Annotated in this window: 15 protein-coding genes; 8 read left to right on the plus strand and 7 right to left on the minus strand. The window is 65.6% G+C overall.

Annotated elements, in window-relative coordinates; translation table 11 throughout:
• Positions 1 to 105: 105 nt before the first annotated feature.
• Both glmM and RBB31_RS01520 read right to left on the minus strand, forming a co-directional pair.
• Positions 106 to 1,449, minus strand: a complete 1,344-nt coding sequence (glmM, locus tag RBB31_RS01515; RefSeq protein WP_306127492.1) for a phosphoglucosamine mutase — start codon at positions 1,447 to 1,449, stop codon at positions 106 to 108.
• Between the two features lie 180 nt (positions 1,450 to 1,629).
• Entirely contained in the window at positions 1,630 to 2,868 is a 1,239-nt protein-coding gene (locus tag RBB31_RS01520) for a glycerate kinase (RefSeq protein WP_306127493.1), read from the minus strand.
• Positions 2,869 to 2,976: 108 nt separating this feature from the next.
• Between RBB31_RS01520 and crcB the strand changes: the two genes are divergently transcribed.
• The 8 genes from crcB to RBB31_RS01560 all read left to right on the plus strand — a co-directional run bounded on the left by crcB (position 2,977) and on the right by RBB31_RS01560 (position 10,424).
• Positions 2,977 to 3,354: a fluoride efflux transporter CrcB gene (gene crcB / locus RBB31_RS01525; protein ID WP_306127494.1), complete on the plus strand. Its 378-nt coding sequence runs from the start codon at positions 2,977 to 2,979 to the stop codon at positions 3,352 to 3,354.
• Complete coding sequence (locus RBB31_RS01530; RefSeq protein WP_306127495.1) at positions 3,351 to 4,406, plus strand: RluA family pseudouridine synthase; 1,056 nt, start codon at positions 3,351 to 3,353, stop codon at positions 4,404 to 4,406. The genes crcB and RBB31_RS01530 overlap by 4 nt, the downstream gene beginning before the upstream one ends.
• Positions 4,403 to 5,083, plus strand: a complete 681-nt coding sequence (locus tag RBB31_RS01535) for an HAD-IA family hydrolase (RefSeq protein WP_306127496.1) — start codon at positions 4,403 to 4,405, stop codon at positions 5,081 to 5,083. The genes RBB31_RS01530 and RBB31_RS01535 overlap by 4 nt, the downstream gene beginning before the upstream one ends.
• The gene (locus RBB31_RS01540; RefSeq protein WP_306127497.1) at positions 5,080 to 5,805 is read left to right on the plus strand and encodes an ATP12 family chaperone protein; all 726 of its coding nucleotides are present in this window, start codon (positions 5,080 to 5,082) and stop codon (positions 5,803 to 5,805) included. The genes RBB31_RS01535 and RBB31_RS01540 overlap by 4 nt, the downstream gene beginning before the upstream one ends.
• A 193-nt stretch (positions 5,806 to 5,998) precedes the next feature.
• Entirely contained in the window at positions 5,999 to 7,018 is a 1,020-nt protein-coding gene (locus RBB31_RS01545) for an amino acid ABC transporter substrate-binding protein (RefSeq protein ID WP_306127498.1), read from the plus strand.
• 115 nt (positions 7,019 to 7,133) lie between these two features.
• On the plus strand, positions 7,134 to 8,348 hold the full coding sequence (locus RBB31_RS01550; RefSeq protein ID WP_306127499.1) for an amino acid ABC transporter permease: 1,215 nt from the start codon (positions 7,134 to 7,136) through the stop codon (positions 8,346 to 8,348).
• Between the two features lies 1 nt (position 8,349).
• Complete coding sequence (locus RBB31_RS01555) at positions 8,350 to 9,642, plus strand: amino acid ABC transporter permease (RefSeq protein WP_306127500.1); 1,293 nt, start codon at positions 8,350 to 8,352, stop codon at positions 9,640 to 9,642.
• A 14-nt stretch (positions 9,643 to 9,656) separates the two neighbouring features.
• The gene (locus RBB31_RS01560) at positions 9,657 to 10,424 is read left to right on the plus strand and encodes an amino acid ABC transporter ATP-binding protein (protein WP_103763501.1); all 768 of its coding nucleotides are present in this window, start codon (positions 9,657 to 9,659) and stop codon (positions 10,422 to 10,424) included.
• 18 nt (positions 10,425 to 10,442) lie between these two features.
• On the opposite strand, the gene RBB31_RS01565 is transcribed toward RBB31_RS01560, so the two are convergent.
• From RBB31_RS01565 to argB, 5 genes are all read right to left on the minus strand, one after another.
• Entirely contained in the window at positions 10,443 to 11,570 is a 1,128-nt protein-coding gene (locus RBB31_RS01565) for an acetoin utilization protein AcuC (protein WP_306127501.1), read from the minus strand.
• Complete coding sequence (locus RBB31_RS01570) at positions 11,567 to 12,061, minus strand: histidine phosphatase family protein (protein WP_306127502.1); 495 nt, start codon at positions 12,059 to 12,061, stop codon at positions 11,567 to 11,569. The genes RBB31_RS01565 and RBB31_RS01570 overlap by 4 nt, the downstream gene beginning before the upstream one ends.
• A complete protein-coding gene (locus tag RBB31_RS01575; protein ID WP_306127503.1) occupies positions 12,058 to 12,696 on the minus strand; it encodes a ferredoxin in 639 nt (212 codons plus the stop codon). Before RBB31_RS01575 ends, RBB31_RS01570 begins: the two co-directional genes overlap by 4 nt.
• Positions 12,693 to 13,487, minus strand: coding sequence for a sterol desaturase family protein (locus tag RBB31_RS01580; RefSeq protein ID WP_306127504.1), 795 nt, complete (start codon positions 13,485 to 13,487; stop codon positions 12,693 to 12,695). The genes RBB31_RS01575 and RBB31_RS01580 overlap by 4 nt, the downstream gene beginning before the upstream one ends.
• 75 nt (positions 13,488 to 13,562) lie before the next feature.
• Positions 13,563 to 14,426, minus strand: coding sequence for an acetylglutamate kinase (gene argB / locus RBB31_RS01585; protein WP_306127505.1), 864 nt, complete (start codon positions 14,424 to 14,426; stop codon positions 13,563 to 13,565).
• Between the last annotated feature and the right edge of the window lie 104 nt (positions 14,427 to 14,530).

A 14,530-nucleotide genomic window follows, 5' to 3' on the forward strand; every position in this document is an offset into this window, starting at 1 on the left:
GATCGGCCTTCGCTGAACTTTGAAAGCCCCCGTTGCCATGCATCGGGGGCTTTTCGCTGTGGGCAAGGGGCCGAGCGTCACACCTGAGGTGCGCCCCGAAGAACCTCAGACGGTTGCCTGTTTCACCGCGCCGACGACATCCTCCAGCACCGTGTCCAGCAGCGCCGGATCGACGGACTCTCCCATGACGCGTATGAGCGGTTCGGTCCCGGATTTGCGGATCAGCAGGCGACCGTCGCTGCCCAGCTTCTTTTCGCCGTTGGCGATGGCCTGCTGCACCACGTCGGCCTCGAGCGGGGTCTGGCCGGACTGGAAGCGGACGTTCACGAGCTTTTGCGGGACGGGCGTGAAGACGCGGGCAAGCTCGCTGGCCTTCTGGCCGGTTTCCACCATCGAGGCGAGGAATTGCAGGGCGCCGATCAGGCCGTCGCCGGTGGTGGCGTAATCGGTCATGACGATATGGCCGGATTGTTCGCCGCCCAGATTGTGGCCACCGGCGCGCATTTCCTCGACCACGTAGCGGTCGCCGACCTTGGTGCGCTTGAGGCCGATCCCCTTGGCGGCGAGGTGCCGTTCCAGCCCGAGGTTGGACATGACCGTGGCGACCAGCGTATCGCCCTTGAGCCGGCCTTCGGCGGCCCAGCGGGTGGCGATGAGGGCCATGATCTGATCTCCGTCGGCGATATGCCCGGTTTCGTCGATCAGCACGAGGCGGTCGGCATCGCCGTCCAGGCAGATGCCCAGGTCGGCGCGGGTTTCCAGCACCTTGCGGGCCGCCGCGTCGGGATGGGTGGAGCCGCATTCGAAGTTGATGTTGGTGCCGTCGGGCTCGATCCCCAGAGGGATGACATCGGCACCAAGTTCCCACAGGACGGCGGGCGCGGTCTTGTAGGCGGCACCGTTGGCGCAGTCGACCACGATGCGCAGCCCTTCGAGCCGGCCGCGATAGGGGAAGGTCGTCTTGGCGTATTCGACATACCGGCCGCGGGCGTCCTCGAACCGCTTGGCGCGGCCGATGTTTTCCGGCTTGGCCAGGCGCGCTCCGTCTTGCAGCAATTGTTCGATTCCCGCCTCGGAGTCGTCCGACAGCTTGAAGCCGTCGGGACCGAAAAGCTTGATCCCGTTGTCGCTGGCGGGGTTGTGACTGGCAGAGATCATGACGCCGACATCTGCGCGCAGTGAGTGCGTGAGGTAGCCCACGGCGGGCGTGGGCACGGGGCCGAGCAGGAAGACATCCATGCCGGTCGAGGCGAAACCGGCGGTCAGGGCGTATTCGATCATGTAGCCCGACAGGCGGGTGTCCTTGCCGATCACCACGCGGTGTTCCTGGTTGTCGCGGCGGAAATGCCGCCCGGCCGCGGCGCCGAGTTTCAACGCAAGTTCGGCGGTCATGGGCCATGTGTTGGCCTCGCCCCGGACGCCGTCGGTTCCGAAGAGTTTGTCAGCCATGCACACGCACCTTTTGCCCCGTGACGTTTTTATGACCATCCTCATACAAGCGCCGCCGCGCCCTGTCCAATGGTGCGCGGCGGCATAAGCCATTTGTGGCATGGAACGCATGGTGCCGCGCCTCTATGCGGGTCCGGGGTATGTTCGGGGGCGGAATTGCCGAGGCGTTTGGGGCCTGATTCATCGTGTCCGTGGCAGAACGAGGATCGCGCGGAAATCGTTGACGTTGGTGAGCGTCGGGCCGGTCACCACCTGATCGCCGATGCGCCCGAAGAAGCCGTGCGCGTCGTTGATGGCCAGCGCGTCGGCGGCGTCGGGGGCTTTCGTGAGAGTGTCGGGCGAGATGACCGCGCCGGCCACTTCCGCCGCGCCGTCGACGCCGTCGGTATCGCAGGCCAGGGCGTGAATGCCGGGCGCGCCGTCGAGGGCGATGGCGAGGGCGAGGCAGTATTCGGCGTTGGGGCCGCCGATGCCGTTGCCGCGGCGGGTGACGGTGAGTTCGCCGCCCGACAGGAGGAGGACGGGTTTGTTGCCCTGGGCCTTGCGCGCGAGGGTCGCGTGCTTGGCGGCGACGTCGCGGGCCTCGCCTTCGAGGGCGTCGCCGAGGATCTGGACCTCGATGCCTTCCGCTTGGGCGATTTCGGCGGCGGCGGCGAGCGATTGCGAGGGGGCGGCGTAGATCACGTTTTCCACCGTCGAGAGGCGCGGGTCGTCGGGAGGCAGGGGATTGCCGCCGGCATTGAGGTAGTCGGTGATCGAGGGCGAGGGCGTCACGTTCCAGCGGTTGAGTGTTTCCAGGGCACGGGCCGGAGTGCCGGTGTCGCCCACGGTGGGGCCGCTGGCGATGTCGCCGGGGTTGTCGCCGGGGACGTCGGAGATCAGGAGCGCGAGCATTCTGGCCGGGTGGGCGGCGGCGGCGAGTTTGCCGCCCTTGACCGCCGAGATCTGTTTGCGGATTCCGTTTATGGCGCCGATGGGCGCGCCGGAGGCCAGAAGCGCGTCGGTGAGCGCCTGTTTCTCGTTGAGGGTGATGCCGGTCGCCGGGGCGCAGAGCAGCGCGGAGCCGCCGCCGGAGATAAGCGCCAGCACGGTGTCACCTTCGCCGCAACCCTCCAGCAGCGTCAGCATCCGGCGGGTGGCGTCGACGCCGGCCTGATCCGGCACCGGATGCGCGGCCTCGACGATCTCGATGCCGTCGCAAGGGCGGGCGTAGCCGTAACGGGTGATCACCAGACCCTCGCAGGGGCCATAGGCGGCCTCGACCGCTTCGGCCATGCGGGCGCTGGCCTTGCCGGCGCCGATCACCACGAGGCGCCCCTCGGGGCGGGGCGGCAGGTGCGCGGCGAGGCTTTGCATCGGGTCGGCCACTTCCACGGCACGGTCGAAAAGGCGGCGCAGGAAGCTGTCGGGGTTTTGCATGGCGGGCTCCGGGTCTTTGGGTCGGCGCAGGTTAGCGTTGCGGGCGGTACATGCAAGCGCGGCCTGCCCAGCTTGACAAAGCCGGGGGCAGAGGCGACAGACGCGGCCATGTGGATGACCTTTCTCCAGGTGGGCCTTGGCGGCGCCATAGGCTCGATGCTGCGCTTCGGCGTGGGGCTGGCCGCGGCGCGGCATGTCAGCGGCGGTCTGCCGCTGGGCGTGCTGCCGGTGAATATCGTGGGGTCTTTCCTGATGGGGATGGTGGTGGTTTACACGTTCCAGAAGGACCTGACGCATCTGAACCCGTTTCTGATGGCGGGGGTGCTGGGCGGGTTCACGACCTTTTCGGCCTTCTCGTTGGAGGCGTTCACCCTATATGAGCGTGGCGCGGTGGGGACGGCGGCGCTTTACGTGATCCTGTCGGTGGGGCTGTCGATTCTCGGGCTGGCGCTGGGAATCTGGCTGGCGCGAGGGCTTTGGGCATGAGCGGTGTGCAGACATTGACGGTCGAGCCCGGCGAGGGCGACCAGCGGTTGGACCGCTGGCTGCGGCGGCGGTTTCCGCACGTGGCGCAGGGCCGGATCGAGAAGATGTGCCGCAAGGGCGAGCTGCGCGTCGATGGCGGGCGGGTCAAGGCAAACACGCGGCTGGAAGAGGGCCAGCAGGTGCGCGTGCCGCCGCTGCCGGAGCCGGGCGAGGTGGAAAGCGCGCCGGTGGAGAAACAGAAGACGAAGATTTCGGACGCCGACGCGAAAATGATCCAGGACGCGGTGATCTATCGCGACGATCATATCATTGCGCTGAACAAGCCGCCGGGCCTGCCGGTGCAGGGGGGCAGCAAGCTGACCCGGCACGTGGACGGGCTGGCCGATGCGCTGCGGTTCGGGATGGAGGATGCGCCGCGGCTGGTGCACCGGTTGGACAAGGATACGTCCGGCGTTCTGATCCTGGCCCGCACGCGGGCGATGGCGGCGGCGATGACCCAGGCGATCCGGCACCGCGAGACGCGCAAGATCTACTGGGCCGTGGTGGCCGGTGTGCCGACGCCCTACCTGGGCGAGATCAAGTACGGGCTGGTCAAGGCCGGGGGGCATGGTGCACGTGGCGAGGGCGAGAAGATGGTCTGCATCCATCCCGGCGAGGTGGACCGCACCAAGGGTGCCAAGCGGGCGATCACGCAGTATGCCACGCTTTACCGGGTGGCGAGCCGTGCGTCCTGGGTGGCGATGGAGCCGATCACGGGCCGGACACACCAGTTGCGCGCGCATATGGCCGAGATCGGACATCCCATCGTGGGCGACGGCAAGTATGGTGGGTCGAGCCAGGAGAACCTTGGCGATGGATGGGGGGCCAAGCTGGGCGGGATCATCTCGAACAAGCTGCACCTTCATGCGCGGACCATGGCGTTCGAGCATCCGGTGACGAAAAAGCCGGTGGTGATCGACGCGGAGCTGCCCGAGCACATGGCGAACACGTTCGAGACGCTGGGCTGGACGCCGGACCTGGCCGCCGAAGACCCGTTCGAGGCGCTGCGATGAGCGCGCTGCGGCTGGTGATCTTCGACGTGGACGGCACGCTGGTGGACAGCCAGGCGGATATCGTCGCGGCGATGACCCATGCCTTTGCGAGAGCCGGGCGCGAAGCGCCGTCGCGCGATACGATCCTGTCGATCGTCGGGCTGTCGCTGGACCGGGCGATCGCGTTTCTGGCGCCGGACCTGCCGCCGGAAATACAGAGCCGCATGGTGGGATGGTACAAGGACGCCTATGTCGCGCTGCGGGCCGAGATCGGGGCGGCGCAATCCTCGCCGCTTTATCCTGGGGCGCGGGAGGTGCTGGAGGCGCTGCACGCGCAGCCCGAGACGCTGCTGGGCGTGGCCACGGGCAAGTCGCGGCGAGGGCTGGACAAGCTGCTGGAGGGGCATGGGCTGGAGCGCATGTTCGTCACCCAGCAGGTCAGTGATCACCACCCGTCGAAACCGCACCCGTCGATGATTCGCGCGGCGCTGGCCGAGACCGGGCTGGAGCCGCACCAGGCGGTGATGATCGGCGACACGAGTTTCGACATGGAGATGGCCGCGGCTTCGGGCGTTGCGGGCATTGGCGTCGGCTGGGGCTATCACCCGCGCGAGGCGTTGGGCGCGGCGCGGTACGTGATCGAGAGCTTCGACGCGCTGCCGCCCCTTCTGCAACAGATATGGGAGACCGCGGCATGAGCGAGTGGAAGGCCAAGCGGTTCTGGAAAGAGGCCGCCGTTGTCGAGGACGCGGGCGGGTTTGGCATCCGCTTGGACGGCCGGCCTGTCAAGACCCCTGCCAAGGCCGCGCTGGTGGTGCCGTCGCGCCCGCTGGCCGAAGCGATTGCCCAGGAGTGGGACGCGCAGGAGGAGCTGATCCGGCCCGACACGATGCCCAACACGCGCTCGGCCAATGCGGCCATCGACAAGGTGCAGCACCAGCACGCCGAAGTAGCCGAGATGCTGGCCGGTTATGGCGACACCGACCTGTTGTGTTATCGCGCGGACAGCCCCGACAGCCTTGTCGCGCGTCAGGCGGAGGCCTGGGATCCGCTGCTGGCCTGGGCGGAGGCGCGATACGGGGCGCGGCTGGTGCCGGTGGCCGGCGTGATGCACCGCCCGCAGGACCCGGATGCATTGGCGCTTTTTTCAGCAGTCGTGCACGGGATGGACAATTTCGCCCTGACGGCCTTTCACGATCTCGTGGGTCTGTCCGGCTCTCTCGTGATCGGGCTTGCCGCAATGGAAGGCGTCTGGCCCGCCGGGGAATTGTGGGAGGTTTCGCGTCTGGACGAGCGCTGGCAGGAAGAACAATGGGGCATTGACGAGGAGGCCCGCGCGACCGAGGCGATCAAACGGGCCGAGTTCCTGCACGCCAAGCGCTTTCACGATCTGGCTCAGGGGGCCGGGACAGAGGCTTAAACAGCGGTTTCCCAAACGGAAACATTGCCCCGAGGCGATCGTTTTTCGTGACACGGGTCTTGACCTTCAGGAATGAATCCACACACACTTATGCACACTGACGTGGGGGGAACCCCTTTCACAGTATCGCTCCGGTCCTTTGGGGCCGACCAAACCGCCCTGCAACGGGCGGATACATCAGGAAGAGGTAAACATGAAAAAATCCGTATTTCTAGGCGCGCTGACGGTGGCCGGCCTTACGGCTGGCGCAGCTGCGGCCGCGACGCTTGACGATGTCAAGGCACGCGGCACGCTGAACTGTGGCGTGACCACGGGTCTGGTCGGCTTTGCCGCGCCGGATAACAACGGGAACTGGGATGGCTTCGATGTCGGCGTCTGCCGTGCCGTTGCCGCCGCCGTGCTGGGGGATCCGCAAGCTGTCGAATTCGTGCCCACCACCGGCAAGACGCGCTTTACCGCGCTGGCCTCGGGCGAGATCGACATGCTGGCCCGGAACACCACCTGGACCTTCTCGCGCGATGTCGACCTGAAGTTCGAGTTCGTCGGCGTGAACTACTATGACGGCCAGGGCTTCATGGTTCCGAAAGAACTGGGCGTTTCCTCGGCCAAGGATCTGGACGGTGCGACCGTCTGCATCCAGACCGGCACCACGACCGAGCTGAACCTGGCGGACTATTTCCGCAAGAACAGCATGAACTACGAGCCGGTTCCGATCGAAACCAACGCCGAAGCGCAGCAGCAGTACCTGGCGGGTGCATGCGACGTCTACACCACCGACGCCTCGGGCCTGGCCGCAACGCGCGCCGCGTTCGAAGATCCGTCGGCGCATGTCCTGCTGCCCGAGATCGTCTCGAAAGAGCCGCTGGGCCCGCTGGTCCGTCACGGCGACAACGAGTGGGGCGACGTGGTTCGCTGGACCCTGAACGCGCTGATCGCGGCCGAAGAGCTGGGCGTCACGAGCGCCAACATCGCCGACATGGCATCGACCGCCGGCGACAGCCCGGAGATCAACCGCCTGCTCGGCACCGAGGGTAACCTTGGCGAGATGCTGGGCCTCGAGGCCGACTGGGCCGTGAAGGCCATCTCGGCCGGCGGCAACTACGGCGAGCTCTTCGAGAAGAACATCGGTGAGACCACGCCGATCGGCCTGGCGCGCGGTCTGAACGCGCAATGGACCGATGGTGGCCTGCTCTACTCGCCGCCGTTCCGCTAAGATACCAAGTCGAAGGGCGCGGATCACTCCGCGCCCTTCGCGCATCTAACCAAGGACAGGCCCACCCGCGCAAAAGCGCAAACAAAAATCCGGGCCGCCAACGGGGACACTCCAGATGACAATTATGACCGACCCTCAACAGGAGTCGTTTCGACCGTCTATGCTGTTGAACGATACGCGGTATCGTTCCTATACATTCCAGTTCATCGCCCTGATCGTGCTGATCGCGATCATCGCCTACCTGGGCTATAACCTGGTTCTGAACCTTCGGGCAGCAGGTCTGAACATCTCCTACGAGTTCCTGGGCGAGCCGGCCGGGTACGACATCAATCAGACGCTGGTGGACTATACCAGCCGAAGTTCGCACCTGACCGCCGCCATCGTGGGGATCCTGAACACGCTTCTGGTGGCCTTTCTCGCCTGTCTGACTGCGACGATCTTCGGCGTGATCGCAGGCGTGCTGCGGCTGTCGAACAACTGGCTGGTGCGCAAGCTGATGGCCGGCTACGTCGAGGCGTTTCGCAACGTTCCGGTGCTGATCTGGATCATCATCATCTTCACGATCATGACCGCCGTGCTGCCCGCGCCGAGCGCGTTCCGCGGCGATGACCCGGATTCCTCGATGATTCTCGGCTCGGTCGCCTTTACCAACCGGGGGGTCTATGTGCCGATGCCGGTCTGGGGGCCGGGGTCGATGGTTGTCGTGGTGACTTTCATCCTGTCGGTCATCGGCGTCTTCGCCTATCGCCGCTATGCCAAGAAGCTGCTTTACGCCACTGGCAAGCTGCTGCCGATGGGGTGGCCGTCACTGGCGATCCTGTTCGTGCCGTCGATCCTGGTGTTCTTCATCATGGGACAGCCGATCTCGCTCGACTTTCCGGAACTGGGCGGCTTCAACTTCCGCGGGGGCCTTCAGATCGGCGCACCGCTGATCGCTTTGTGGTTCGCCCTGTCGATCTATACCGGCGCTTTCATCGCAGAGAACGTGCGGGCCGGTATCCTGGCCGTCAGCAAGGGCCAGACGGAGGCCGCGGCGAGCCTGGGGCTGCGCCCGCGCCGGATCATGAACCTGGTGGTCCTGCCGCAGGCGCTGCGGGTGATTATCCCGCCGCTGATTTCGCAGTACCTCAACATCACCAAGAACTCTTCGCTGGCGATTGCGGTGGGCTATGCCGACATCACCGCGACGCTGGGGGGTATCACGCTGAACCAGACGGGCCGCGCCATCGAATGCGTGCTGCTCTTGATGCTGTTCTACCTGCTGATCAGCCTCGGGATCTCGGCGGTGATGAACCTCTACAACAACGCCGTCCGGCTGAAGGAGCGCTGAGATGTCTGACACACATGCAGAATCCGTCGCTTATGTTCGTGAAACCATGCTGCCGGAAACGCCGCCCCCGGCGGCTGAAACCGGCATCACCAGGTGGATGAAACAGAACCTCTTCGCGACGGTCCCCAACGCGGTTCTTACCGTGGCGGCGATCGTGGTGATCTACTTCCTGCTGGCCGCGACGCTGCCCTGGATCCTGAACGGGATCTGGAATGCGGCCTCGATCCGCGAATGCCGCGAGATACTGGACGGCACGACGGGGGGCTGCTTTGCCGTGCTGAGCGACCGCTGGAACCAGCTTTTGTTCGGGTTCAAGTATCCCAGCACGGAATACTGGCGCCCGGCGCTGGCCTTCTTGCTGCTGTTCGTGGCGGCGGCGCCGGTGATGTTCTTCAAGTATCTGCCACGGAAGATGTTGCTCTTTACGGCCGTTTACCCCTTCCTGGCGTTCTGGCTGATCTGGGGCGGCTCCATCGTGCCGCCGCTGGTTCTGCTGCTTGGGTTCGTCGCGGCCTATGTCGCCTTCAAGACGCTGGAGAAGAGAGGCTTCGGCGTCGCGGTGCTGGGGGGCCTCGGGGTGCTCATCGTCGCGATCATCCTGGCCGGCAGCATCGGCAAGATCGAGGTGCTGAGGCTGGAACAGGTGCAGTCGCGCGACATGGGGGGCTTCATGCTCAACATGATCCTGGGCACGGTCTGTATCTCGCTGTCGATCCCGATCGGCATCGCGCTGGCGCTGGGGCGGCAATCGGACATGCCGATCATCAAGTGGATCTGCGTGGTCTTCATCGAGTTCATCCGGGGCGTGCCGCTGATCACGCTTCTGTTCGTGGCGAACGTGGTGCTGGCCTATTTCCTGCCGCCGGGCACGACGTTCGACCTGATCATCCGGGTGATCATCATGATCACGGCCTTCGCCTCGGCCTATATCGCCGAGGTGATCCGGGGGGGGCTCGCCGCCCTGCCGCGCGGTCAGTACGAGGCCGGCGACAGTCTGGGGCTGGACTATGCCCAGGCGATGCGGCTGATCATCCTGCCGCAGGCGCTGAAGATCTCGATCCCGGGCATCGTGAACGTAGCGGTGGGCCTGTTCAAGGACACCACTCTGGTCTCGGTCATCTCGATGTTCGACCTTGTCGGCATGATCCGGGGTCCGATCCTGGCCTCGACCGATTGGAACGGGGTCTACTGGGAGCTGTTCGGCTTTGCCGCGCTTCTGTTCTTCGTCGTCTGTTATGGCGTGTCTCAATATTCGCAGTGGCTTGAGCGCGAGCTCAACACTGATCACAGGTAAGGGGAGGGTTCTCCATGGCGGAAACCGCTCAAATGCAGGTCTCGGACGAAATCGCGATCCGGATCGAGAATATGAACAAGTGGTACGGGACCTTTCACGTACTGCGCGACATCGACCTGTCGGTCCACCGGGGCGAGCGCATCGTCATCGCGGGCCCGTCGGGGTCGGGCAAGTCGACGCTGATCCGGTGCATCAACGCGCTGGAAGAGCACCAGAAGGGCCGGATCGAGGTGGACGGGACGGTGCTGTCGTCGGACATCAAGAACATCGACAAGATCCGGTCCGAGGTCGGGATGGTGTTCCAGCACTTCAACCTGTTCCCGCACCTGACGATCCTGGAGAACTGCACGCTGGCGCCGATCTGGGTGCGCAAGATCCCCAAGCGGCAGGCCGAGGAAACGGCGATGCATTTCCTTGAAAAGGTGAAGATCCCGGAACAGGCCGACAAGTATCCCGGCCAATTGTCGGGCGGTCAGCAGCAGCGGGTCGCCATCGCGCGGTCGCTGTGCATGAAGCCGCGGATCATGCTGTTCGACGAGCCCACTTCGGCGCTGGACCCCGAGATGATCAAGGAAGTGCTCGACACCATGGTCAGCCTTGCCGAGGAGGGCATGACGATGCTGTGCGTGACCCACGAGATGGGCTTTGCCCGGCAGGTGGCGAACCGGGTGATCTTCATGGATCAGGGCCAGATCGTGGAGCAGAACGAACCCGAAGAGTTCTTCAACAACCCGAAAAGCGACCGGACGAAGCTGTTCCTCAGCCAGATCCTGGGCCACTGATCGGGGGCCTTCGAGGCCTTACACCCAAACGCGCCGCCGGGCCTGCATAACCTGCACCCGGCGGCGTATTTCGTCCTGCACCGGGCCGTGGCGGGGCGTGTCGCGGAGCGTTTCGACGAGGTGATCCGGCCGGTCGCCGCGCTGGCGGGTCCAGCTGAGCGCGGCAAGGACAGAGCGCGCCCGTTCCGGCAGGCGGTCGGGGATTTCCAGACCGTTGAGCGTGGCCCAGACGCCGGACCAGAGCCGGCCCACGGTCCACGGGTTATAGCCGCCCCCGCCGAGGACCAGCATGCGCGGGGCCATCTGCTTCAGGGCCGTGACGACCTGCCAATGCGCGTTGTTGGACAGGGCCAGCCGGGCAAGAGGATCTTCCAGCACGGCGTCGGCCCCGCATTGCAGGACGATCACTTGCGGGTGCCAATCCTGCACGGCGGGCAGGAGGACTTCGTCGCACAGTAGCGCGAAATCGTCGTCATGGGTGCCGCGCGGCAGGGGCAGGTTGATGGCGTGACTGCCGGCGCGGTCGTCGAGCGCGCCGGTGAAGGGCCAGCGGGCCTCTTCGTGGGTTGAGATCATCAGCACACGCGGATCGCCGTGAAAAGCGGCGGCAACGCCGTCGCAGTGATGCGCGTCGATATCGACATAGGCGATGCGCGTGAGGCCCTGCTCGAGGAAGGCCTTGATGGCCAGCACCGGGTCGTTGAGGTAGCAAAAGCCTGCCGCGTGGTCGGCCATGCCATGATGCGTGCCGCCGCCCGGGTTGTAGACGATGCCGCCCTGCGCCAGCAGATCCGCCGCCAGCAGCGAGCCGCCCGCCGCGGTGGCCGGGCGGCGATAGATCTCGGGGAAGATCGGGTTGGAGAGCGTGCCGATCCTGTGGCGCTGACGGGTCGCTTCGTCGACCATGCCGGCCGCTTCGGCCTTTTGCAGGGCGGTGATGTAGGCGGGTGTGTGAAAGCGCGTCAGCGCGGTGGGTTTGGCGCGCGGGCTGACACGGAACCGGTCGCGGGGCAGCCAGCCCATCGCGCGGCACAGATCCATCACCGTGGGCACGCGCGGGATGCTCAGCGGATGATGCGCGCCGTAACTGGAGCCGCGGTAGATCTCGGACCCGATGAAAAGGGGAAGAGGCCCCGCCCCGGTCACTCGATCAGGTCGCGCGGGACGATGAACGCCTCGAACCTGCCCGTGCCGGGGTGCAGCGCCTGCCAATCGTCGATGTCGAACCGCGCAACGAGGGTCGCGCCGGTGGGGTAATCCTCGAACCGGGGATGGTCGGGCTGTGCCAGCATCAGATCGCGGGCGAACCAGGCGATGCCGGGATTGTGGCCCAGCATCAAAACGGTCTGGCCGGTGGCGCGGGACTTGAGCACCTTGAGCATGTCGCCGGAGCCGGCGTGGTAGAGCGGGTCCAGCACCTGGCGGTCGCAGTCGATCTTGAGCCTTTGCATGGTCTCGACCGTGCGGACGGAGGACGAGACCAGCGCCTCGTCCACCACGATGGTCTGGGCTCGCAACCAGTCGCCCAGCGCTTTGGCCGAGCGTTTGCCACGCTTGTTCAGCGGGCGGTCGTGGTCATCAAGGCCGGGGTCGCCCCAGTTGGACTTGGCGTGACGCATCAGGACGAGACGTCTCATTTGAAGGCCCTCATATGGAAGGCGGACTGGTTTTCCAGCCGCCCGTAGGACTGGCTGACCGGGCAGGCCCGGCGCACCGCACATCCTTTTGACATACAATCATTTTCCGGCCTGTCCAAGTCTGCCTTGCAGGCGGCGATGTCGTAGGTGCCGCTGGCGAAGGCATCGACGGGGCAGGCGGTCAGGCAGGGCCGGGTGGCACAGCTGTCGCACGGGTTGGGCGGCGGGACGGGAATGTTCAGCCTGTCGGCAAAGCCGAGCGCTCCGCGATAGGAAATCATCAGCCCGGCGGTGTCATGCACCAGCAGTCCGACAGGCGAGCCATGCGCCCGCCCGCTGGCCTTGGCCCAGGAGATGAAAGGCTGATAGGGCGGGCCGCCGAACGGAAAGAACGCGGTCGCGTCGAGGTTTTGCGCAAGGCCGCCGATCACGCGCGACGACCAGCGATCCATCGGGTCGGGCGCCGCGTCGGCATATTCCGGCGAAGCGGTGAAGGCGGGCCAGAAGCCGGGCTCGCGCGGGCCGAGCAGGACGAGCGTGCCGATCCCCTTGGGCGTTTCTGCCCCGGTCACCGTGCCGAAGACGGCAAGGTGGTGCGGGGCGGCGGCCCGTTCGATGGTGTCGAGCGTGATCATTTGCGGATAAACGGCAGGCCCAGCGACCAGCCGAGCCGCGAGGGGCGGTCATCCTGCCACTCGAGGCCGATCGTCATACCGTCATGCCCCTTGGCCGGTTGGGCAAGATAGGTGCCGAAGATACGATCCCAGATCGACAGGGCGAAGCCGTAATTGCTGTCATGTTCGCTGCGCTGGTCGGAATGGTGGACCCGGTGCATGTCGGGTGTCACCAGCACTTTGCGCAAGGCGGCATCCAGGCCCAGCGGCAGCTTGATGTTGGCATGATTGAACATGGCGGTGCCGTTCAGGATGATCTCGAAAAGGATGATGCCGAGGGCGGGCGGGCCGAGCAGGTAGACAAGCCCGATCTTGAGCAGCATCGAGAGCGCGATTTCCACCGGGTGAAACCGGATCGCGGTGGTCACGTCGATGTCGCGGTCGGCGTGGTGGACCCGGTGGATGCGCCACAGCAGAGGCACCTTGTGGGTCACCAGGTGCTGTGCCCAGATGGCGAGGTCGAAGATCAGCACGGTCAGCACCACGGCGATCCATCCGGGGATGTCGACGGCGTTCATCAGGCCCCAGCCGTTGGCCTCGGCATCGACGGCGGCGCCCACCGCCAGCAGGGGCAGGGCGAGTGCGAGGGCGCGCAGGGTCAGCGTGTCGAGGAGAACGATGCCCCAGTTGGTGATCCAGCGCCGGTTGCGCGGCTCTGTGCGCACACGCCGCGGGGCCCTGGCCTCGATCAGGGCCAGGATCGCGAAAAGCCCGATGAAGGCGGACAGGCGGATCAGCAACTCGTTTTCCATGCGGTCTATTTATTGCATCCGCATGTGTCGGCAAAGGGACGAAGGGTCACAAGGGAGTGACGCGGTTTCGCCCCTTCAACCCGCCCGGATCAGAGAGCCGGAGCCGTGTTCGGTGTAAAGTTCCAGCAGCACGGCGTTGTCCAGGCGCCCGTCGAGGATGACCACGCCGCGCACCCCGTAGGAGAGCGCATCGAGCGCGGTTTCCGTCTTGGGGATCATGCCGCCCGAGATGATGCCCTGGTCGGTCAGCGACTTGATCTGCGAGGCGGTGAGTTCGGTGAGGATGTTGCCGTCGCCGTCGCGCACGCCGTCCACATCCGTAAGCAGCAGCAGGCGGTCGGCCCGAAGTGCCGCGGCAATGGCCCCGGCGGCGGTGTCGCCGTTGATGTTGAACGTCTCGCCGTTATGGCCCGCGCCGAGCGGGGCGATGACGGGAATGGCATCGTCGTGAAAGAGCGTGTGCAGGATCGAGGGATCGACCTTGTCGGGGGTGCCGACGAAGCCGAGCTTGGGGTCGGTGGGCACGCAGGTAATAAGGCCCGCATCCTTGCCCGACAGGCCCACGGCCTTGCCGCCCTGGGCATTGATCGCCTGTACGATGCTCTTGTTGACGCGGCCCGAGAGAACCATCTCGACCACTTCCATCGTGGCCTCGTCGGTGACCCGCTTGCCGTTCACGAAATCGGACTTGATGTTCAGTTTTTCCAGCATCTGATTGATCATCGGGCCGCCGCCATGAACGATCACGGGGTTCACGCCGACCTGCCGCATCAGCACGACGTCGCGGGCGAAGGTGGCCATTGCCTCGTCGCTGCCCATGGCGTGACCGCCAAGCTTGATCACGACGATGGCGTCGTCGTAGCGCTGAAGATAGGGGAGCGCCTCACTGAGGGTGCGGGCGGTGGTGATGTTGTCGCGGGTCATGTCTCGGGTCTTCATGGCCGTGGTCCTTGTTCAGGGGCGTTATCACCGCACGAGCGCTGACGCGCAAGACTTTAGGTGACCCCCACCCTGACCCTCCCCTCGGGGGAGGGAAGCCGTGT

Origin of the sequence: Roseovarius sp. MMSF_3350, from assembly GCF_030733425.1 — a bacterium.
Taxonomy (GTDB): domain Bacteria; phylum Pseudomonadota; class Alphaproteobacteria; order Rhodobacterales; family Rhodobacteraceae; genus Roseovarius.

Bases quoted from the DNA above. Each gene is read 5' to 3' on its own strand.
- RBB31_RS01580 (WP_306127504.1), bottom strand. From the start codon at position 13,487: ATGGAAAACGAGTTGCTGATCCGCCTGTCCGCCTTCATCGGGCTTTTC.
- RBB31_RS01530 (WP_306127495.1), top strand. From the start codon at position 3,351: ATGAGCGGTGTGCAGACATTGACGGTCGAGCCCGGCGAGGGCGACCAG.
- RBB31_RS01520 (WP_306127493.1), bottom strand. From the start codon at position 2,868: ATGCAAAACCCCGACAGCTTCCTGCGCCGCCTTTTCGACCGTGCCGTG.
- glmM (WP_306127492.1), bottom strand. From the start codon at position 1,449: ATGGCTGACAAACTCTTCGGAACCGACGGCGTCCGGGGCGAGGCCAAC.
- RBB31_RS01545 (WP_306127498.1), top strand. From the start codon at position 5,999: ATGAAAAAATCCGTATTTCTAGGCGCGCTGACGGTGGCCGGCCTTACG.
- RBB31_RS01555 (WP_306127500.1), top strand. From the start codon at position 8,350: ATGTCTGACACACATGCAGAATCCGTCGCTTATGTTCGTGAAACCATG.
- RBB31_RS01535 (WP_306127496.1), top strand. From the start codon at position 4,403: ATGAGCGCGCTGCGGCTGGTGATCTTCGACGTGGACGGCACGCTGGTG.
- crcB (WP_306127494.1), top strand. From the start codon at position 2,977: ATGTGGATGACCTTTCTCCAGGTGGGCCTTGGCGGCGCCATAGGCTCG.
- RBB31_RS01550 (WP_306127499.1), top strand. From the start codon at position 7,134: ATGACAATTATGACCGACCCTCAACAGGAGTCGTTTCGACCGTCTATG.
- RBB31_RS01570 (WP_306127502.1), bottom strand. From the start codon at position 12,061: ATGAGACGTCTCGTCCTGATGCGTCACGCCAAGTCCAACTGGGGCGAC.
- RBB31_RS01560 (WP_103763501.1), top strand. From the start codon at position 9,657: ATGGCGGAAACCGCTCAAATGCAGGTCTCGGACGAAATCGCGATCCGG.
- RBB31_RS01540 (WP_306127497.1), top strand. From the start codon at position 5,080: ATGAGCGAGTGGAAGGCCAAGCGGTTCTGGAAAGAGGCCGCCGTTGTC.
- RBB31_RS01575 (WP_306127503.1), bottom strand. From the start codon at position 12,696: ATGATCACGCTCGACACCATCGAACGGGCCGCCGCCCCGCACCACCTT.
- argB (WP_306127505.1), bottom strand. From the start codon at position 14,426: ATGAAGACCCGAGACATGACCCGCGACAACATCACCACCGCCCGCACC.